Source organism: Amorphoplanes digitatis (genome assembly GCF_014205335.1).
GTDB lineage: Bacteria > Actinomycetota > Actinomycetes > Mycobacteriales > Micromonosporaceae > Actinoplanes > Actinoplanes digitatus.
The window spans coordinates 3,021,262-3,039,295 of sequence record NZ_JACHNH010000001.1 but is presented as its reverse complement, the minus strand read 5'-3'; the positions used below and the strand labels follow the sequence as shown (position 1 = coordinate 3,039,295).

Here is an 18,034-nt window from a genome sequence, read left to right as displayed (position 1 = left end):
GGCCCTGGCACCTACCGTGCCGGCGGCCGGGCCGCCCGCATTCACCCCTCGGCGTCGCCGGCCCGCAGCCGGCCCGACAGCAGCTCCGGCAGCAGGGTGTCCCGCAGGCCGGCGAGCGTGCGGGCCTCGGCGAGCGCGGCGTCCGCCCGCTGCTCCACCGCGGACAGGCGCGCGGCCAGGGCGTCGAGCCCGGCCGCCGGAATCCGCACCACGACCGAGGCCAGCTTCGCCCGGCTCAGCTCGGTCTGCCCGGTCGAGCCCTCGCCCAGCGACGCGATCCGCGCCTGTTCGGCCAGGACGGCGAAGGCGCCGACGATCGCGGGAATCCCGGCGCCGACCCGGACGATGGTGACGTGCGAGTCGACGGTCGCCGCGACGTCGTGCGACCAGATGCCCACCCGCCCCAGCGTGCCCACGCCGGTCGAGTTGACCAGGACGTCGTCGCGGCGCAGCATCCGGTCCGCGCCGACCCGGCCCGCCTCGGTCCGGCGGGCTGGATCCCGGCTGACCCGGCCGCCGCGGACGCACCGCTGGTTCAGGACCAGCACGCCGGTGCCGTCCGGCGTGTAGCGGGGCGCCTGTCCCCGGTTCAGGAAGGCGGCGAGGTCGCCGACCGTCCGATCAATACCGGACTCGCGCGCCGCCGCGGCGAACACGGTGTGGTTCAGCCGCCGGGCGGTGTCCGCGATCCGCGCGCCGACCGCGATCCGGTCGTCGAGCGCCGCGAGCACCCCGGCCACCGCCTCCTGCGTGGCGCGCGGCGGCACGACGACCGGCACCTCGGCCAGGATGCGTGAGTTGAGGTTCGCCATGGTGGCGCCGACCGCGTGCCGCACGATCCACCGGCGTACCCCGGGATGGCCGAGGTAGTAGGACAGGTACGCGGAGTCCACCGCGCCGCCCGGGCGGATACGCAGGCACCCGGTGCCGCAGAGCCAGCCCGCCTGCGCGGCACCGACCAGGGCCCGGCGCTCGAGGTCGCCGCGCCTGGAGTACACGATGTCGCCCTCGGCGAGCAGGTAGCGGGACAGCCGCCGCGCGTCGGCCGGTGCTATCCGGGCGATGCCGTCCGTGTCGATCACGTTGTCGCCGATGTCGCGCGGCATGACGCTGGGAACGCCGTGTTCGACGTAGTCGCGGGCGTGCAGCTCGCTGCCGAACGGCCCGGTCTGAATGTCGCCGCCGCCCGCGGCGCACAGCTCACCCAGGGTGGTACGCGGCCAGGACGCGGGCGCCGCCACCGTCACGACAGGCCCCGGAGCTTCTCCCGGACGACCGCCTCCAGGCGGGCCGCCTCCTCGAAGTGCGCGTACAGCTCCTTGGTAAGGCGGTCGACGCGGTCGGCGAGCGGCTCGGCGCCCGGGTCGGACGCGGGGGCGGCGGCGCCGACGTAGCGGCCCGGCGCGAGCACATGGTCGTGCCCGGCGATCTCGTCCAGCCCGGCCGAGCGGCAGAAGCCGGGTACGTCCGCGTACGTCCCGCCGCGCCAGGCGTGGTACGCGCCGGCGATCCTCGCGATGTCCGCGGGAGTCAGCACCCGTTCGGTGCGGTCCACCATGGTGCCCAGCTGCCGGGCGTCGATGAAGAGCGTCTCGCCGCGCCGGTACGACTTGTCCCTGGTCAGGAACCACAGGCAGGCCGGGATGGCGGTGGTGCGGAACAGGTTCGGCGGCAGCGCCACCATGCACGCCACCAGGTCCGCCTCGACCAGCGCCCGGCGGATCTCGCCCTCGCCGGACTGCTGGGACGACATCGAGCCGTTCGACAGCACCACGCCGGCGCTGCCCCGCTCGCCCAGGTGGAACACGATGTGTTGCAGCCAGGCGAAGTTGGCGTTGGCCAGCGGCGGCACCCCGTACCGCCAGCGCGGGTCGCCCTCCCGGCGCGCCCAGTCGGACATGTTGAACGGCGGGTTGGCCAGGATGTGGTCGGCGCGCAGCTCCGGATGCCGGTCGTCGGCGAGGGTGTCGGCCCAGCGGTCGCCGATGCCCGACGGGTCCATGCCGTGGATGGCGAGGCTCATCTTCGCCAGCCGCCAGGTGCGCTCGTTGGCCTCCTGGCCGTAGACGGCGATGTCGCGGCCGCGGCCGGCGTGCGCGGCCACGAACCGGGCGGCCTGCACGAACATGCCGCCCGACCCGCAGCACGGGTCGTAGACCCGGCCCGAGTACGGCTCGAGCACCTCGACCAGCAGCCGCACGACGCCGGAGGGTGTGTAGAACTCGCCGGCCCGCCGGCCCTCGGCGCGGGCGAACCGCTCCAGGAAGTACTCGTACACCTCGCCGAGGACGTCCCGGGCCGGCCGGTCGCCGGGCCCGGTGAAGCGGGCGTCGCTGATCAGGCCGACGAGCTCGCGGAGCCGCCCGGGGTCGACGTCGCCTCGATTGAAGATCGTCGGCAGGACGCCGTGCAGCGCCCGGTTCTCCCGCATGATGGCCGTCATCGCGTCGTCGAGCAGCGCGCCGACGCCCTCGGTCCCGGCCGCCGCCCGGTCGGCCAGGTGGTCCCAGCGCGCGGCCGCCGGCACCCAGAAGACGCCGGCGTACTCGCCGCGGTCCTCCCTCAGGCCGGCGGGAAGCTGCTCGCGGCGCTCGGCGAACGCGTCCGACACGTACTTGAGGAAGACCAGGCCGAGGACGAACTCCTTGTACCGGGCGGCGTCGACCGAGCCACGCAGCTTGTCGGCGGCCCGCCAGAGGATGTCCTCGAGCTGCCGGGCGCTGGACCTGCCGGGCGGCTCACCCTGCGGGGTGGCGCGCTTGCGTGGGGGCAATGGTGAATCCCGTTCTCTCGGCGGGGACTGCGACCGGGATCACCACTCTAGGTTCGGCGCGGCCGCCCCGGGTACGCCGATCAGTCGCAGCGCGGCCGGTCTCACCCGGACGGTGACGGGTGCGTGGCCCAGCGGCTCGCCGTCGGCGTACACGGGCAGCGGCCGGTCGGCCGCGACGGTGATCTGCCGGACCCGCCGGGTCTCGACGCCGGGCAGGCCGAGGTGCGCGCCGCGGCGCAGCGCGGCGAGCACGGCCACCATCCTGCGGCGCGGCAGCGCGCCGACGGTGACCAGGTCGAGCAGGCCGTCGTCGAGGCGGGCGTCCGGCGCGACCCGCAGGCCGCCGCCGTACCAGGGCGCGTTGGCGACGACGACGCTGTGCCCGGACAGCCGCACGGTCTCCCCGTCGACGGTCAGCGTGTAGCCGACCGGCCGCCAGCGGACCGCGACGGCGAGCGCGGCGAGCTGGTAGGCGATCGGCCGCCGGGGCAGCCGGCGGCGGTTCGCGAAGTCGTTGGCCGCGGCGTCGATGCCGGCGTAGACGCTGCCGACGACGACCCTGCCGCCGGCCTCGGCCACGTCGACCGGGGCGCTGGGCAGCGTGCGCAGCGCACCGGCGGCCGCGGCCGGGTCGCTCGGCAGCGGTACCGCGCGGGACAGGTCGTTGCCGCGCCCGGCCGGGATCACCGCCAGCTCGGCGCCGGTGCCGGCCAGCCCGGCGGCGACCGCGCCGACGAGGCCGTCGCCGCCGGCGGCGAGAACTGCGTGGCCCCGGGCGGCGGCCTCGGCGGCCAGCTCGGTGGCGTGGCCCAGGCCGCGGCTGTATCTGACCGTCACCTCGGCGCCGCCCTCGCGCAGCTCCCGGGCCAGGCGGGTGATCCGGCCGGCGGCGGCACCCGACCCGGCCGCGGGGTTCACCACCGCGGTGAACGCTTCGCGGCTCACGGCAGCAGGATCCCGGGGTTGAGGATCCCGTGCGGGTCGAGCGCGGCCTTGACCCCGCGCAGGGCGGCGACGCCCACCGGGCCGATCTCGCGCCCGTACCAGGGGCGGTGGTCCCGGCCGACGCCGTGATGGTGCGTGATCGTCGCCCCGGTGGCGGCGATCGCGTCGCTCGCCGCCGCCTTCGCCGCGCGCCACTGCGCGACCGGGTCCTCCGCCTGCGCCGCCACCACGGTGAAGTAGAGCGAGGCGCCGGTCTCGTAGACGTGCGAGATGTGGCAGAGCACCAGCGGCGGCGTCCCCGCGGCGGCGAGCGTCTCGACGAGCGCGTCGCGCACGGCGGCATAGGTCTCCGGCAGCCGGTCCCAGAACGTCGCCGTCTCCAGCGTCTCGGCGAGGGCGCCGGCGTCGAGCAGCGCGTCGCGCAGGTACGGCGCCCGGAACCGACCGGCGCGCCACTGCTCGCCGGGCGTCTCGCCGAGCGACGTGCCGCCGAGCTCCGTCAGCCGCCGGGACGCGGCGTCGGCGCGGGCGGACACGTCTTCCCGCGTACCCTCGAATCCGACGACGGCCAGGCAGCCGCCGTCGGCGTCCGGGCCGCTGCCGGTGGCCGCGTTGATCGCGGTCTCGGTCTCGTCGGAGAGCCGCAGGACGGTCGGCAGCGGGCCGTCCTGCGACAGCGCCCGCAGCGCGCGGGCGCCGTCGGCGAAGGACGGAAACGTCCAGCCGGCGTAGCGGTGCGCGGCCGGTGCCGGGCGCACCCGCAGCGTCAGCTCGGTGACGACCCCGAAGACGCCCTCGGAGCCGAGCAGCAGCTGCCGCAGGTCGGGGCCGGCCGCGGACTCCGGTGCCCGGCCGAGGTCGAGCGTGCCGATCGTGGTGGCCGCGCGCAGCCCGACCACCATGCGGTCGTAGCGGCCGTAGCCGGCCGAGGCCTGCCCGCTGGAGCGGGTGGCGGCGAAGCCGCCGAGGCTCGCGTACTCGAAGGACTGCGGGAAGTGGCCGAGGGTGAGGCCCTCGGCGGCCAGCAGCCGCTCGGCGATCGGCGCGCGCACCCCGGCCTCGAACGTCGCGGTGCGCGACACCGGGTCGAGCCGCAGCAGCCGGCCGAGGCCGGCGAGGTCGAGGGCGAGCACGCCGGCGAAGCCCGCGCGGTCGGCGGCGAGGCCGCCGACCACCGACGTGCCGCCGCCGAACGGCACGACGGCGACGTGATGCCGCGCGCAGGCCGCGAGCAGCGCCTCGACCTCGTCGTGGCCGCCCGGCCGGGCCACCGCGTCCGGCGCGCCGGGCGCGTCGCCGGCGCGCAGCCGCAGCAGGTCCTCGGTGGACTTGCCGGCGGCGTGCGCCAGCCGGGCGGCGTCGTCGGTGTCCACCCGCGCGCACGCGGCGCGCAGGTCGTCGAGCACCGAAGCGTCGAGGGTGACCGGGGGCAGCACCGCGGCGTGCGCGGCGGGGCGGGCCGCCTTGACGCCCAGCGCGGTGCCGAGCAGGGCGGCGACGGCGGGCGGGAGCGTCAGGGCGTCGGCGGGGTCGCCCCATCGGGCCACGTAATGCAGGTCATTCATGAGTTACACTGTGACACATGACGTCCAGTCGTAACACCCCTGAGCGGCGTACGACCGAAGATGCGCTGCTCGACGCCGCCCGTGACTGCGTTCTCGCCGTCGGGCTACGGCGCACCACGCTCACCGACGTCGCCCGCCGCGCCGGCGTCTCCCGCATGACCATGTACCGGCGCTGGCCCGACATGGCGTCGCTGGTGGGCGACCTGATGACCCGCGAGTGGGGCGAGCTCGCGGTGCGCGCACAGGACGGCGCGACCGGCGAGCGCTCCCGGCAGCGGCTCGTCGACGGCCTCGCCACCGGCGCCCGGCAGCTGCGCGAGCACCCGGTGTTCCGCCGCATCGTCGAGCTGGACCCCGAGGTGCTGCTGCCGTACCTGGTGGACCGCCGCGGCACCAGCCAGGACCGGATGCTCGCCGGGCTGGTGGAGCTCATCGGCGAGGGCCACGCCGACGGCTCGGTGCGCGCCGGGCCCGCCGAGCTGCTCAGCCGCGCCGTGCTGCTCGCCCTGCACGGCTTCGTCATCTCGGCCGCCACGATGACCGACGGAATCACCGAGGCCGACCTCGACGCCGAGCTGCGGCTGCTCCTCGACCGGTACCTGGCGCCGTGACCGGCACCGCGCTCTGCGCCGCGCGCCGCGACCGGGAACTGGCCGCGATGGCCGGCGGCGACGTCGTCGACGTGCTCGTCGTCGGGCTCGGCGTCACCGGGGCCGGCGTCGCCCTCGACGCCGCGTCCCGCGGGCTCACCGTCGCCGCCGTCGACGCACACGACCTCGCCTTCGGCACCTCCCGCTGGAGCTCCAAACTGGTGCACGGCGGCCTGCGCTACCTGGCCGGCGGGCACATCGCTCTGGCGTACGAGAGCGCCGTGGAGCGCGACATCCTGCTGCGCCGGGTGGCGCCGCACCTGGTCAACCCGCTGCCCTCGGTCCTGCCGCTCACCCCGCTGATCTCCGGCCCCCGGGCCGCACTGACCCGCGCCGGCTTCGTGGCCGGCGACGCGCTGCGCGCCGCCGCCGGCACACCCGCCAGCCGACTGCCGCGCTCGCGCCGGATCACCCCGGCCGAGGTGCACCGGCTGGTACCCGCCGTGCGCCGCGCCGGACTCCGCGGCGGCCTGATCGGCTGGGACGGCCAGCTTATCGACGACGCGCGGCTCGTTGTCGCGCTCGCCCGCACCGCCGCCGGGCACGGCGCCCGCATACTCACCCGGTGCCGCGTCACCGAGCTGCACGGCGCCGGCGCCACCGTCGTCGACACCCGCACCGGGCAGGAACACCGGTTCCGCGCACGCGCCGTCGTCAACGCGACCGGCGTGTGGGCCGAACAGCTCGATCCCGGCGTACGGCTGCGCCCGTCCCGCGGCACCCACCTCGTCCTGCGCCCCGGCGCCCTCGGCGCGCAGACCGCCGCACTCACCATCCCGGTACCGGACGAGACCAGCCGGTTCGTCTTCGCGCTCCCCCAGCCCGACGGCCGCATCTACCTGGGGCTGACCGACGAACCCGTCGACGGCCCGGTGCCCGACGTGCCCGAGCCCAGCGCGGCCGAGCGCGGCTTCCTGCTCGACGTGCTCGCCACGGCCGTCGACACCGCACCGTCCGAGGCGGACGTGGTCGGCGCGTTCGCGGGGCTGCGCCCGCTGCTGGCCGGCGCGGCCGACAGCACCGCCGACCTGTCCCGCCGGCACGCCGTGCACACCTCGCCCGGCGGGGTCACCACGATCGTCGGCGGGAAGCTGACCACGTACCGGCGGATGGCCCGCGACGGCCTGGACGCCGCGCTGACCGCGAACGGGCTGCCGCTGGGTCGCTGCCGCACGGCCCGGCTGCCGCTCGTCGGCGCCGCGCCGCCGGAGCGGCTGGCCATGATCGCGGCGCCGGCCCGGCTGGTCGCCCGGTACGGCACCGAGGCGCCGGACGTCGCGGCCCTGGCCGCCGGCGACCCCGCGCTGGCCGAGCCCCTCGCCGCAGGCATCGCGGTGACCGGTGCCGAGCTGCTGTGGGGCCTGCTCCGGGAGGGCGCGCTCGACGAGGACGACCTGCTCGACCGGCGCACCCGGATCGGCCTCGTCCCGGCCGACCGGGACCGCGCCCTGCCGGCCGCCCGCTCGGCTGTCGACCGCGCGGCGGCGGCCACCGGCCCCTGACGGCCGGGCGCGGAGGGATACCGTGCGGCATGACTTCCGTTGCGCGCGTGCGGGCCGCCTCGTACATCACGAGGACCGGTCCGCGAGGGCGGGAACTGCTCGTGTTCGACTATCCCTCCGCGCCCGACGCCGGCACGCACCTGCCCGGCGGCGGCGTCGAACCCGGCGAACGGCCCGACGCCGCCGCCATGCGGGAGGCCGTCGAGGAGACCGGCATACGGGGCAGCCTCGAGCTGCACGGCGTCGTCGGCGTGCAGCAGGGCACCTACAACACCGGCGCCCCGCGCATCAGCATCTACTTCCACCTGGCCACCGACGAGCCGCGCGACGCCTGGACACACACGATGGTCGGCGACGACGGCGCCTGGGACACCGGCCTGCCGATCCGCTGCCGGTTCGTCCCGCTCGCCGAGGCCGCCGACCTGCTGCGAACGAGCTGGCACCACCAGGAGGAGTTCGTCGGCGCGCTGGGCTGACTCACCTCTTCCGGCGCGGCCCCTCGCCCGTGCCGTCCTGGTACACGTGCGTCGTGTTGTGGTCGCCGACCGCGAGGTGGCCCACGTTCTCGATCTTTCCGATCCGGATCCGGCTACCCGTGGCAGCGCCGCCGCCCGGGTCGTCCGCGGGCCGCTCGGGCGCGCGCCGGCGCGCGGCGATCAGCGCGGTGCCGGCGAGCGTGGCCAGCGCCAGCAGGAAGCTGCCGACGCTGGCGTACTGATCGGCCTCGCCGAGCGAACCGCGCGTCGCGAAGAAGACGCCGGCGAGCACGAACACGAGGGCGCATCCGGCGGCGACCAGCCAGAACCTCACCCGGACCACCGGCTCGGCCCGGGTTCCGCCTCGTCGGCGCGGTCCCGCGCCGGCTGCGGCGGACGGCGCGCGCGGTGCCGCTCGACGCCGCGCCTGATGTCCTCCTCGGGCTTGAACCCGGCGGGATGCAGGTCGAGCTCGGTGTGCAGCCGGTTGCCGACGCCGATCATGACGCTGGTGGCCTGGTCCACCGTGACCAGCCCGAACAGGCCGAGCACGGAGGCGCGCTGCTCCGGCAGCCCGTCGGCGTAGCCGAGCACGTTCTCGTCCGTGGCGTTGTCGGCGGCGCCGACCAGGTCGCCGAGGAACGCGGCCATCTCGCCGGGATCGTCGCGCACGCCGGCCGACAGGTCGACGTAGCGGCGCGCCAGGTCCTCGCTGTCGGCGAGCAGCGCGCCCGCCGGCACGACCGTCCGCTCCACCACGTAGCGGGAGTCGAGGCGGGTCAGGGCGTCGTCGCCGAGCTGGACCGTCGCCGCCCGGTGAATGGACGGCTCGCAGTCCGCGCGGATCCGCCTGGACATCGTCGTCGGTCCGGCCTCCTCCGGGCGCTCGACCAGGTCGTTCAGGGCCACGCGCAGGTCACGAACGACGCCGGCGTTGTCCTGGCCGGGTTCGGCACGGGCGACGATGTCCCGGACCCGGGCGGACCTGAGCGCGTCGTCCTGCGCCACGACCGCCTGCCGGACGTGCACGTGGTCGACCTGCGTGAGCTCGCAGTTGTCGCCGACCACCACCGACGTCGAGTCGCGGGCGTGCACGGTGTGCGGCGGGAACATCAGGCCGAGGCCCCGGGTGCGGATCCGGCCGTGCGCGTGGGTGGCGGCCTGAAGGACGCCGACGCCGTGGAACTCCGGCCGGACGCGGGCGGGCCTCGACGATCCGGGCCAGAGGATCGGATAGGTCCGCCGGGGCCGGGTCTCACCCCTCGTGCCCGCCTCGGCCCACAGCTCCGGCGGCAGCGCGCGCTCCAGCAGGAAGATCCGCGGATCCTCGGCCGCGGGCACTCCCGGCGACGGCGCCTGGTCGGTGCGCCTCGCCCGCTCGGGCTGCGCCCGCTCGGCCTGCGCCCGCGCCGCCATGCCCGGGGGCGAGCCCCACACGAGGTCCAGCAGGCTGGGCTTGCGGGCCCGGGTGCGCTCCGGCGCCGCCGGGCGCTTCGCCTCGGCGCGGGACAGCAGGTAACGGGCGAGGCCGGACGGCGGATCGGCCCGCGCGGCCCGCAGGTCGGGCGGGACGTCGCTCTCCTGCCGCGCCTCCACCTCGGACACGGTCTCGTGCCGAGTCCGCCGAACTTCGTACACCGTGACCCCCGGAGTCCACACGCTTCGTCCAGGCTGACAGATCGGCGCCGCCGCCGACAGAGCGCGGGCGTGTCACAAGTTCCCCGGTCCTGACAACCGCGCGGCCGCCCGCGCCCGTCTCAGGGGTGATGACCCAACGGAGGGTGGCGGCAGGATGCGGGACGGTTCGGAAGAGGAGTACGTCGAATACGTCACGGCGCGGATCCCCGCGCTGCGGCGGCTGGCATACCTCCTGGCCGGCGACGAGCATCGCGCCGACGACCTGGTTCAGCAGACCATCACCACGCTGTTCGTGAAGTGGCGCCGAGCGCGCACCGCCGCCCACCTCGACGGGTACGTGCGGACCATGCTGGTCCGCACCTATCTCGACGAGCGGCGGCTGGCGTGGGCCCGGGTCCGGCTGCTGCGCGAGACACCCGAACGGCCGGCGCGGGCCGGGGACACCGGCGTCGAGGACCGCCACGTCCTGCGGGCGGCGCTGGCCCGGGTGCCCCGCCGGCAGCAGGCCGTGCTGGTGCTGCGGTTCTACTACGACCTGCCGGTCGACGAGGTGGCCGCGACGCTCGGCTGTTCGGCGGGCACGGTCAAGAGCCAGACCTCCCGCGGGCTTGCCACGCTGCGGCGCCTGCTGGGTGAGCGGGAGCCGGCGGGGTTCACCAATCAGGGATCGAGGAGCCGATGATGCCGTCCGAATTCGAATTGCTGCGACAGCTCGACGACGAGCCGCGTACGCCGTCCACGGTGGACGTCCGGCGCGCGGTCGCCGACGGGCGCCGCCGGCTGCGTGCCCGCCGCGCCGCCGGCTACGGTGGCGCCGCCGCGGTGACCGCCGTCGCCGTCGCCGGCACGTCGTTCGCGGCCGGGCTGGTCGACCGGGACGCGCCGCGGACCGCGGCGACCGGCGCGACGCGCACCGCCGCGCCCGCCGCGCCGACCGGCTGCACCCTCGGCCGGCTGCCGGTTCCGGACAAGGAGCCGATGGCGCTGGTCACCGGCGGCGACCCCACCGGCCGGTACCTCGTCGGGCGCACGTACCCGAAGGCCGGCGGCTACCAGGCGGTGATCTGGCACGACGGCGAGGTCCGCAAGGTGATGCTCCCCGGCGACCTCGAGGAGTCCCTGCCGGACGTCAACTCGTCGGGCACCGCGGTCGGCTGGAGCTACGCCGACTCGGGGCCGGTCCCGTACGTCTACCGCGGCGGCAAGGTGTCGAAGCTGCCGGGGGTGGCGCGCGGGTCCGCGTACGCGATAAACGACGCCGGGGCGATCGTCGGCGACGACGACCGCGGCGCGCTGCTCTGGCCGTCGGCGACGGCGCAGCCGAGGCGGCTGCCGGTGCCCGCCGGCACGTCGACGGCGACCGCCGACGACATCGACGAGGACGGCACGGTGGTCGGCAACGCGGACCGGCGTGCGTACGTCTGGTTCCCGGACGGCACCCACCGCGAGCTGCCGCTGCCGGACCTCGGCGGCAAGCCGGCCACGACCGCCCGGGTCTTCAGCGTCCGCAACGGCTGGGCGACCGGGGTGGCCACCGACGGCACCGGCGCCAAGGGCGACGCCAGGAAGAAGGCGGCCGGCGGCGCCACCGTGGCGGCCGCGGTCCGCTGGAATGTCCGCACCGGCGAGGTGCGCGTGTTCGCCGACCTGACGATGGGCGCCACCGCGGTGAACGCGCACGGCTGGCAGGTCGGCACGGACCGGCAGGGGCGCGCGGTGCTGGTCGCCGACAGGACGGTGGTGCTGCCCGACCTGGCCGCGCACGAGCCGAACGGGCTGGGCAACATCGCGAGCTCGGTCAGCGACGACGGGCGCACCGTCGGCGGACAGTCGGACGACGCGACGGGCACGATCCAGGCGGTCGTGTGGCGCTGCCGGTGACGAGGAGCTGGCCGGCCTGACTCGGGCCGGCCCGGCCGGTCGCTAGGGCAGGTCCGCGACGACGACCTCGCCCGGTGCGTCGCCGGCCTGCGCGATCACCGTGCCGTCCGGTCTCCAGAGGCCGGAACCGCCGCTGCCCAGCAGCGGACCGTCGGGCCCCGCGCCGCAGGAGAGCACCACGGGTATCCGGTGCGTGGTCGCCCGCGCGTGCATCCGCTCGTCGCGCGGGTCACCCGGCGAGTTGAGCGTGCTCGCGATGTAGGCCTGCGCGCCCGCCGCGACCGTCGCCGCGGCGTGCTCGGCGAGCGAGGCGTCCCGGCAGATCGCCAGCCCGAGGCGCAGCCCGTCGAGCTCGATCACGACGTGGCCCGGTCCCGGAGAGAAGCGTTCGTCCTCCGGCGGATGCAGATGAATCTTGCGGTAGACGACCCTCGCGCCGCCGGCGTCGACGAGCAGCATCGCGATGTAGGCGCGGCCGTCGGCGGCCACGACCGGCGCACCGGCCAGCGCGACCGCACCGGTGTCGGCGCACGCCGCGACGACGGGCGCCAGCCGCGCGTCGTCGCAGGCGACCGGCGGCGCGTCCAGGTTGTAGCCGGTCAGCGACAGCTCCGGGAAGACGACAAGCCGCGCGCCCGCCGCGCGGACGACGCCCGCGTGCGCGGCGGCGTTCACGGCCACGTCGTAGGGCACCACTGCAGGCTGAGCGACCGCGATACGCATGATCATCGGATCCTAGCCACCGCTAGCTCGGCGGAGACCAACAGGCGTCCCGGACCCGAGGTCCCGCCCCGGTCGGGCAAGCGCGCGGCCCGTCAGGGCCGCCAGGTTCGCTGGACCGGCAAACCGCATGCCGAACGGCCATCGGCCTGGAATGATCGCCCGCAGTCGCCGCCGTTCGGTGCCGGAAGGAGACTGGCGTGGGCATGTTGTACACGGTCGACGGCTGGGAGGTCTGGGACCGAGGCCAAGCGACCTCACTGATGTTCGGCGACCTCATCCCTGCGGTGGAGCGCCTTGTCAAACAGCCCAGCGGCTTCACCAACACCGGGTGGGACGAGATCCAGATCGACCCCGAAAAAGTACGGGCCTTCCTCGCCGCGACGTTCAGGTACCTGAGCCACAGCGGAAGCGCGCCATTGCGCCTCATGGTGCGCGGATTCCTCCAGGTCGCCCTATTTCTCGACTACCGGGCATCGGGTGAGTGGTACCCCGTGCCGGAAGGGTTCGAGGACATCACCGAAGACCTCCACCTCATCACGTGACCCGAGCCAAGTCCCGGAGCCCGAATGCCCGGGTCTGGGCAGAACCCACCGCACCGAAGGTGCTCCGGCTCTCAACAGCACGAAAAGCGAGGGTGGCGCCTTGATCGAGTGATCAGGTCGCCTTCCGACTTCTCGCTCGTTCCTGGCGTACCTGTTCGAGCATGGCGGTGTCGGATTCGAGGTCCGGGTAGCCGACCTGGCGGTCGAGGTCGACGACGATCTCAAGCTCGCCGACCGCCAGGTCGAGATCCCGTGCCGCCCAGTGGATCATCGCGATGTTGAACCGGGTGGTGGCTTCGACGGCGCGGTCGCCGACCTCCCGCAGGATGGGCAGGGCCTGCTGGTAGTAGTCCAGGGCCTGCTGCCGGTCCCCGAGGTTGTCGTGCACGAGGCCGATGTTGTTGAGGGTGGCGGCTTCGCCCGCGCGTTCGCCGACCTCCCGAGCAATGGGCAGGGCCCGCTGGAAGTAGTCCAGGGCCTGCTCCCGGTCCCCGAGGTTGTCGTGCACGAGGCCGATGTTGTTGAGGGTGGCGGCTTCGCCCGCGCGATCGCCGACCTCCCGCCGGATGGGCAGGGCCTGCCGGTAGTAGGCCAGGGCCTGCTCCCGGTCCCCGAGCCCGTCGTGCACGCCGCCGATGTTGTTGAGGGTGATGGCTTCGCCGGCGCGGTCGCCGACCTCCCGGGTGATGGGCAGGGCCTGCTGGAAGTAGTCCAGGGCCTGCTCCCGGTCCCCGAGCCCGTTGTGCACGAGGCCGATGTTGTTGAGGGTGGCGGCTTCGCCGGGACGGTTCCCGACCTCCCGGGCGATGGGCAGGGCCTGTCGGTAGTAGGCCAGGGCCTGCTCCCGGTCCCCGAGCCCGTCGTGCACGAGGCCGATGTTGTTGAGGGTGATGGCTTCGCCGGCGCGGTTGCCGACCTCCCGCTGGATGGGCAGGGCCTGCTGGTAGTAGGTCAGGGCCTGCTGCCGGTCACCGAGCCCGGCGTGCACGCCGCCGATGCCGCTGAGGGTGGTGCCCTCGTTGCCGCGGTCGCCGGCCTCGCGATACCGGTGCAGCGCCTGCTCGTAGTTGGCCAGAGCCGGTCGGGGCTGCCCGGTGGAGGATTGAGCAACGCCCAGGTGGTAGAAGGAGCCGGCATCTGGGCCGAGCGTCAGGGTCGCGGTCGCCAGGGCGGCCACGTCCGCGAACCGGGACCTGGGCAACCACACCCTCGCCACCCGGCTCCCGACATCCCGAGCGATCGCGGACTCCCGGCCGGCGACCGCCAGCCGGTGCACCTCCACCCATCGAACGACCGCGACTGCCGGCCCATCGCGAACCAATGGTTCCCGACTCCCGGCCCGCCCGCTGTCGGCGGCCGAGCCTGGGCCATTCGTCAACCCGGCACCGTCCCTGCCCCGCATCCGCGATCTCCCGGGCCACCAGCCACCCTCGCCCAGCCGCCGGAAGCCCTCCACAACGGCCAGCACGATACGACCGACACCGACCCGGACGACCCCAACGACCATGATCTGACAGCGACCACGGAGGTCAGGGGCCGGTCAGGGTGTGGTGGGCGGGTGTGCGGTTGCCGTTGCCGAGGTCGGGAGGGTGTGTACGTGGGCGCCGGCGGCCGCGGCAGAGTCGGCCAGGGTGCCGCGGGCGGCGCGGTGGCGGCCCATGATCACCGCCATCGCGACGCCGAGGAGGCTGATCGCCGCCATGGTCCAGGAGGCGGCCGCCAGGCCCGCGGACAGCGCGTCGGCGCCCGGCTCGCCCTGTGCGGTCCGGTCGGCGATCACGGTGCCGTAGATCGTCGCGGCGAGTGCCGTCGCCACGGCCGCGCCGACGTAGCGGGCCATGTTGGAGACGCCGGAGGCCGCGCCGACCTGGGCCGGCTCGACCGAGGCCGTCGCCGCCGACGAGGCCGGGCCGTTCGAGAGGCCCATGCCGAGGGCGACGGCGACCAGCGGCAGGACGAAGGCCGAGTACTTCCAGGAGGCCTCGACCAGGCCGATCGCCGCGAAGCCGGCCGCGGTGATCGCGAAGCCGGCGGCGACGACCTGGCGGCCGCCGAAGCGGGCCGCGAGGCGCGGCACGAACGCCGCGACCGCGACCAGGCCGGCGGTGGCCGGCAGGGTGGCCAGGCCGGCCTGCAGCGGGCTGAACCCGAGCGTCTGCGGGTCCTGGAAGTAGAGGCTGACCAGGTACATCAGGCCGTTGATGGTGCCGGCTCCGATGAGGATGGCGATGGTGGAGACGACCAGGATCCGGTTGCGCAGCAGCGCCAGATCGAGCATGGGCACGGCGACCCGGCGTTCCACGGCCACGAAGGCGAACCCGGCGGCGACGGCCAGGGCCAGGCAGCCCAGGGTGGCGACGGACGTCCATCCCCAGTCGCCGCCCTTGCTCAGCGCGAGCACGAACGGCATGAGGGTGAGCGCGACCAGCAGGCTCCCGGCGACGTCGATCGAGCGGGACCGGTTCGGGTCGCGCGACTCGGCGACGGTGGCGGCTGTCAGGGCCATGCACGCACCGGCGACGCCGGCGTCCACCCAGAACAGCGCCTGCCAGCTCGCCAGCTCGACCAGGACGCCGCCGAGCAGCGGCCCGGCGGCGGCGCCGACCGCCGCGGCCGCGCCCCAGTACGAGACGGCCCGTAGCTGGTCGGCGCCACGGGTGGCCACCGAGAGCAGGCTGAGCCCGCAGGCCAGGATCGTCGCGCCCGAGGCGCCCTGTATCGCGCGGCCGAGGATGACCATGCCGCCGGAGTCGGAGAGCGCGATCAGCACGCAGGACGCGATGAAGAGCAGCAGGCCGTACTGGAAGATGCGCCGGCGGCCGAAGACGTCGCCGAGCGAGCCGGAGGTCACGATGGTCGCGGCACCCACCAGCGAGTAGCCGGTCACGGCCCATTGCAGGGTGGTGACCGACATGCCGGTGTCGGTGCTGATCGCCGGGAGCAGGATGCTGACCGCGGACGTGTTCGCGTTGACCACCAGGGTGGACAGGCAGGTGGCGATCAGCACGCCCCGTACGCCGCTTGCCGTTTCGGTGTCACTCATCCCGCGCTCCGAGCCGTTGCAGCAGCAGCGCCTGCGCGACGACCATGCTCTCGATCTCCCGGGGGTCCACGCTCTCGTCGGAGGAGTGGATGCGCGACGCCGCGACGTCCTCGGGGCCCCAGAGCACGAACTCGGCGCCGGGTGCGGCCTGCTGGAGGGTGCGCAGCAGCGGGATGGAGCCGCCGCAGCCGGCCTCGCCGGCGGGCTTGCCGTACGCCTCGGCGAGCGCCGACCGGGCGGTGGCGTAGCCCGGCCCGCCGGTGTCGCACAGGAACGGCGGCGCCTCCTTGGTGCGCCGCACCTCGACCTGCGCGCCCCAGGGCGCGTGGGTCCGCAGGTGCTCGACGAGCGCGTCCAGCTCCTTGCCGGGGTCCGATCCGGGCACGATCCGCATGGAGATCTTCGCCCGGGCCTCGGGGATGAGCACATTGGAGGAGCCGGCGATGTCGGTCATGTCGAGCCCGATGGCGTTTATCGACGGGTGCGCCCAGAGCTGGTCGCCGATGCGCCCGGTGCCGGTGAGGCGCACACCGTCAAGGATGTCGGCGCTGGACCGGAAGTCCTCCTCGCTCAGCTCCGCGCCCGTCCAGACGCCGCGCGAGACGCCCTGCACGGCGACGTCGCCCGCGTCGTCGTGCAGCGTGGACAGCAGGCGCGCCAGCGCCATCATGGCGTCGGGTGCCGGGCCGCCGAACACGCCCGAGTGCAGCGGGTGCTCCAGGGTGCGGACCGTGACGACGCACGCGACGTCGCCGCGCAGGGCGGTGGTGAGCGCCGGCTCGCCGACCCGGAGGTTGCCCATGTCGCAGATGACGAACAGGTCGCAGGCGAACAGCTCCGGGTTCGCCTCGACGAACGCCTCGAGGTTGCTCTCGGTCTCCTCCATGCCCTCGAGGATGAGCTTGACCGTGCAGGGCGGCCGCCCGTCGAAGATCTTCAAGGTGCCGAGGTGTGTCACCAGGCCGCCCTTGTCGTCGGCCGCGCCCCGGCCGTATATCCGGCCGTCCTTGCGGGTCGCCGTCCAGGGGTCGCTGGTCCAGCCCTGCTCCGGCGGCGCGGGCTGCACGTCGTAGTGCGCGTAGAGCACCACGACCGGCGAGCCCTCCGGCCCGGGGATCTCGCCGTAGATGGGCGGGTAGCCGGTCGGCACGTCCATGAGGCGCGCGCCGGTGAACCCGGCCTCCTGGAACATCCGCAGGGTCTGTTCGGCCATCCGCTCCACGGGCTCGGGCGGGTATCCGGGGAAGGCGACCGACGGGATCGCCACCAGCTTCTCCAGGTCCTCGATCAGGCCGGGGAGCAGGGCGGCGGCCCGGGCCGAGATCTCATGTGCCTGCATGGTTGTGCTCCGCATCGCCTCGGCGTCCGCAACGGTGGGTGCACCCATCGTGCGGCCGAGGCGCGGAGCCACGCCTCATCCGCGTCGAATGACCTTGCGCGACGTCAGCGCGTGGACTGCTGCCTGCGCCGCCGGAGCTCCTCCGCGGCCGGGTGGCGCCCGGGCAGGTCTCCCACGGACGTCTCGGCCGCCGCCGTGTCCTGCGCCTCCTCGGCGATCTCCTCGGCGCCCACGTCACCCACCACGTAGCGGTAGCCGAGCCCGGCGATCGCCCCGCCCACCATCGGGGCCAGCCAGAACAGCCAGAGCTGGGCGAGCGCCCAGCCGCCGACGAACAGCGCCGGGCCGGTCGAGCGGGCCGGGTTCACCGAGGTGTTGGTGACCGGAATGATGATCAGGTGGATCAGGGTCAGGCAGAGGCCGATCGCGAGCGGGCCCATGCCCTTGGGCGCGCGCCGGTCGGTCGCGCCGAGGATGACCATCAGGAACACCGCGGTCATCACCAGCTCGGCGACGGCCGCGGAGGCCAGGGTGTACTCGCCGGGCGAGTGCGCGCCGTACCCGTTGGCGGCGAACCCGCTCTCCGAGGCGCTGAAGCCCGCCTGGCCGGACGCGATCACCCACAGCACCGCCGACGCGACGATCGCCGCCACCACCTGGGTGATGATGTACGGCACCACGTCACGCCCGGGCGTGCGCCGGCCGAGCCACAGCCCGATGGTGACCGCCGGGTTGAAGTGCCCGCCGGAGATGTGCCCGAAGGCGTACGCCATGGTCAGCACGGTGAGGCCGAAGGCGAGCGCGACGCCGAGCATCCCGATGCCGCCGCCGGAGACCGTCGCGGCCAGCACGGCGCTGCCGCAGCCGCCCAGCACCAGCCAGAACGTGCCGATGAACTCGGCGCCCAGACGCCTGGAGAGAGTCACCGGCCAAGATTAATCCCGGGCCGGTGTCCGG

Annotated in this window: 17 protein-coding genes; 6 read left to right on the top strand and 11 right to left on the bottom strand. The window is 74.8% G+C overall.

Features of this window, described 5'->3' with window-relative positions; all coding sequences use genetic code 11:
• Positions 1-41: 41 nt before the first annotated feature.
• The 4 genes from BJ971_RS13105 to BJ971_RS13090 are packed head-to-tail and all read right to left on the bottom strand — an operon-like array spanning position 42 to position 5,283.
• The gene (locus BJ971_RS13105; RefSeq protein ID WP_184992920.1) at positions 42-1,247 is read right to left on the bottom strand and encodes a restriction endonuclease subunit S; all 1,206 of its coding nucleotides are present in this window, start codon (positions 1,245-1,247) and stop codon (positions 42-44) included.
• On the bottom strand, positions 1,244-2,773 hold the full coding sequence (locus BJ971_RS13100; protein WP_184992918.1) for a class I SAM-dependent DNA methyltransferase: 1,530 nt from the start codon (positions 2,771-2,773) through the stop codon (positions 1,244-1,246). The genes BJ971_RS13105 and BJ971_RS13100 overlap by 4 nt, the downstream gene beginning before the upstream one ends.
• A gap of 39 nt (positions 2,774-2,812) precedes the next feature.
• Entirely contained in the window at positions 2,813-3,718 is a 906-nt protein-coding gene (locus BJ971_RS13095) for a diacylglycerol/lipid kinase family protein (protein WP_184992916.1), read from the bottom strand.
• Entirely contained in the window at positions 3,715-5,283 is a 1,569-nt protein-coding gene (locus BJ971_RS13090; protein ID WP_184992914.1) for an FAD-binding oxidoreductase, read from the bottom strand. The genes BJ971_RS13095 and BJ971_RS13090 overlap by 4 nt, the downstream gene beginning before the upstream one ends.
• A 17-nt stretch (positions 5,284-5,300) precedes the next feature.
• Between BJ971_RS13090 and BJ971_RS13085 the strand changes: the two genes are divergently transcribed.
• From BJ971_RS13085 to BJ971_RS13075, 3 genes are read left to right on the top strand one after another with little or no spacing between them, the layout of a single operon-like run.
• Positions 5,301-5,894, top strand: a complete 594-nt coding sequence (locus BJ971_RS13085) for a TetR/AcrR family transcriptional regulator (protein ID WP_184992912.1) — start codon at positions 5,301-5,303, stop codon at positions 5,892-5,894.
• A 47-nt stretch (positions 5,895-5,941) separates the two neighbouring features.
• The gene (locus BJ971_RS13080; protein WP_184998816.1) at positions 5,942-7,435 is read left to right on the top strand and encodes a glycerol-3-phosphate dehydrogenase/oxidase; all 1,494 of its coding nucleotides are present in this window, start codon (positions 5,942-5,944) and stop codon (positions 7,433-7,435) included.
• Between the two features lie 29 nt (positions 7,436-7,464).
• Complete coding sequence (locus BJ971_RS13075) at positions 7,465-7,911, top strand: NUDIX domain-containing protein (protein ID WP_184992910.1); 447 nt, start codon at positions 7,465-7,467, stop codon at positions 7,909-7,911.
• Between the two features lies 1 nt (position 7,912).
• Here the strand turns inward: BJ971_RS13075 and BJ971_RS13070 are convergent, their stop codons facing one another.
• Together BJ971_RS13070 and BJ971_RS13065 are read right to left on the bottom strand one after the other, a co-directional pair.
• Complete coding sequence (locus BJ971_RS13070; RefSeq protein WP_184992908.1) at positions 7,913-8,245, bottom strand: hypothetical protein; 333 nt, start codon at positions 8,243-8,245, stop codon at positions 7,913-7,915.
• Positions 8,242-9,507, bottom strand: a complete 1,266-nt coding sequence (locus BJ971_RS13065; RefSeq protein ID WP_184992906.1) for a hypothetical protein — start codon at positions 9,505-9,507, stop codon at positions 8,242-8,244. The genes BJ971_RS13070 and BJ971_RS13065 overlap by 4 nt, the downstream gene beginning before the upstream one ends.
• A 196-nt stretch (positions 9,508-9,703) precedes the next feature.
• Here BJ971_RS13065 and BJ971_RS13060 point away from each other — a divergent pair, with 196 nt between their 5' ends.
• Positions 9,704-10,231 carry a SigE family RNA polymerase sigma factor gene (locus BJ971_RS13060; RefSeq protein ID WP_184992904.1) on the top strand — a complete coding sequence of 176 codons (528 nt, stop codon included), beginning with the start codon at positions 9,704-9,706 and terminating at the stop codon, positions 10,229-10,231.
• Entirely contained in the window at positions 10,231-11,430 is a 1,200-nt protein-coding gene (locus BJ971_RS13055) for a hypothetical protein (RefSeq protein WP_184992902.1), read from the top strand. The genes BJ971_RS13060 and BJ971_RS13055 overlap by 1 nt, the downstream gene beginning before the upstream one ends.
• Positions 11,431-11,472: 42 nt before the next feature.
• Here the strand turns inward: BJ971_RS13055 and BJ971_RS13050 are convergent, their stop codons facing one another.
• The gene (locus BJ971_RS13050) at positions 11,473-12,153 is read right to left on the bottom strand and encodes a carbon-nitrogen hydrolase family protein (protein ID WP_377885426.1); all 681 of its coding nucleotides are present in this window, start codon (positions 12,151-12,153) and stop codon (positions 11,473-11,475) included.
• Between the two features lie 203 nt (positions 12,154-12,356).
• Between BJ971_RS13050 and BJ971_RS13045 the strand changes: the two genes are divergently transcribed.
• Entirely contained in the window at positions 12,357-12,695 is a 339-nt protein-coding gene (locus tag BJ971_RS13045) for a DUF6086 family protein (protein ID WP_239087730.1), read from the top strand.
• 112 nt (positions 12,696-12,807) lie between these two features.
• Here BJ971_RS13045 and BJ971_RS13040 read toward each other — a convergent pair whose 3' ends face one another.
• The 4 genes from BJ971_RS13040 to aqpZ form a co-directional block, all read right to left on the bottom strand.
• A complete protein-coding gene (locus tag BJ971_RS13040) occupies positions 12,808-13,902 on the bottom strand; it encodes a tetratricopeptide repeat protein (protein WP_239087723.1) in 1,095 nt (364 codons plus the stop codon).
• A 333-nt stretch (positions 13,903-14,235) separates the two neighbouring features.
• Entirely contained in the window at positions 14,236-15,738 is a 1,503-nt protein-coding gene (locus tag BJ971_RS13035; RefSeq protein ID WP_184992894.1) for an MFS transporter, read from the bottom strand.
• A complete protein-coding gene (locus BJ971_RS13030; RefSeq protein WP_184992892.1) occupies positions 15,731-17,077 on the bottom strand; it encodes a M20/M25/M40 family metallo-hydrolase in 1,347 nt (448 codons plus the stop codon). The genes BJ971_RS13035 and BJ971_RS13030 overlap by 8 nt, the downstream gene beginning before the upstream one ends.
• 104 nt (positions 17,078-17,181) lie before the next feature.
• Positions 17,182-18,003 carry an aquaporin Z gene (aqpZ, locus tag BJ971_RS13025; RefSeq protein WP_184992890.1) on the bottom strand — a complete coding sequence of 274 codons (822 nt, stop codon included), beginning with the start codon at positions 18,001-18,003 and terminating at the stop codon, positions 17,182-17,184.
• Positions 18,004-18,034 lie beyond the last annotated feature (31 nt).

What these genes read in the sequence shown, in the direction of transcription:
- BJ971_RS13090 (WP_184992914.1), bottom strand. Translation starts at nt 5,283, where the DNA reads ATGAATGACCTGCATTACGTGGCCCGATGGGGCGACCCCGCCGACGCC.
- BJ971_RS13085 (WP_184992912.1), top strand. Translation starts at nt 5,301, where the DNA reads ATGACGTCCAGTCGTAACACCCCTGAGCGGCGTACGACCGAAGATGCG.
- BJ971_RS13080 (WP_184998816.1), top strand. Translation starts at nt 5,942, where the DNA reads ATGGCCGGCGGCGACGTCGTCGACGTGCTCGTCGTCGGGCTCGGCGTC.
- BJ971_RS13075 (WP_184992910.1), top strand. Translation starts at nt 7,465, where the DNA reads ATGACTTCCGTTGCGCGCGTGCGGGCCGCCTCGTACATCACGAGGACC.
- BJ971_RS13060 (WP_184992904.1), top strand. Translation starts at nt 9,704, where the DNA reads ATGCGGGACGGTTCGGAAGAGGAGTACGTCGAATACGTCACGGCGCGG.
- BJ971_RS13055 (WP_184992902.1), top strand. Translation starts at nt 10,231, where the DNA reads ATGCCGTCCGAATTCGAATTGCTGCGACAGCTCGACGACGAGCCGCGT.
- BJ971_RS13050 (WP_377885426.1), bottom strand. Translation starts at nt 12,153, where the DNA reads ATGCGTATCGCGGTCGCTCAGCCTGCAGTGGTGCCCTACGACGTGGCC.
- BJ971_RS13045 (WP_239087730.1), top strand. Translation starts at nt 12,357, where the DNA reads ATGTTGTACACGGTCGACGGCTGGGAGGTCTGGGACCGAGGCCAAGCG.
- BJ971_RS13035 (WP_184992894.1), bottom strand. Translation starts at nt 15,738, where the DNA reads ATGAGTGACACCGAAACGGCAAGCGGCGTACGGGGCGTGCTGATCGCC.
- BJ971_RS13030 (WP_184992892.1), bottom strand. Translation starts at nt 17,077, where the DNA reads ATGCAGGCACATGAGATCTCGGCCCGGGCCGCCGCCCTGCTCCCCGGC.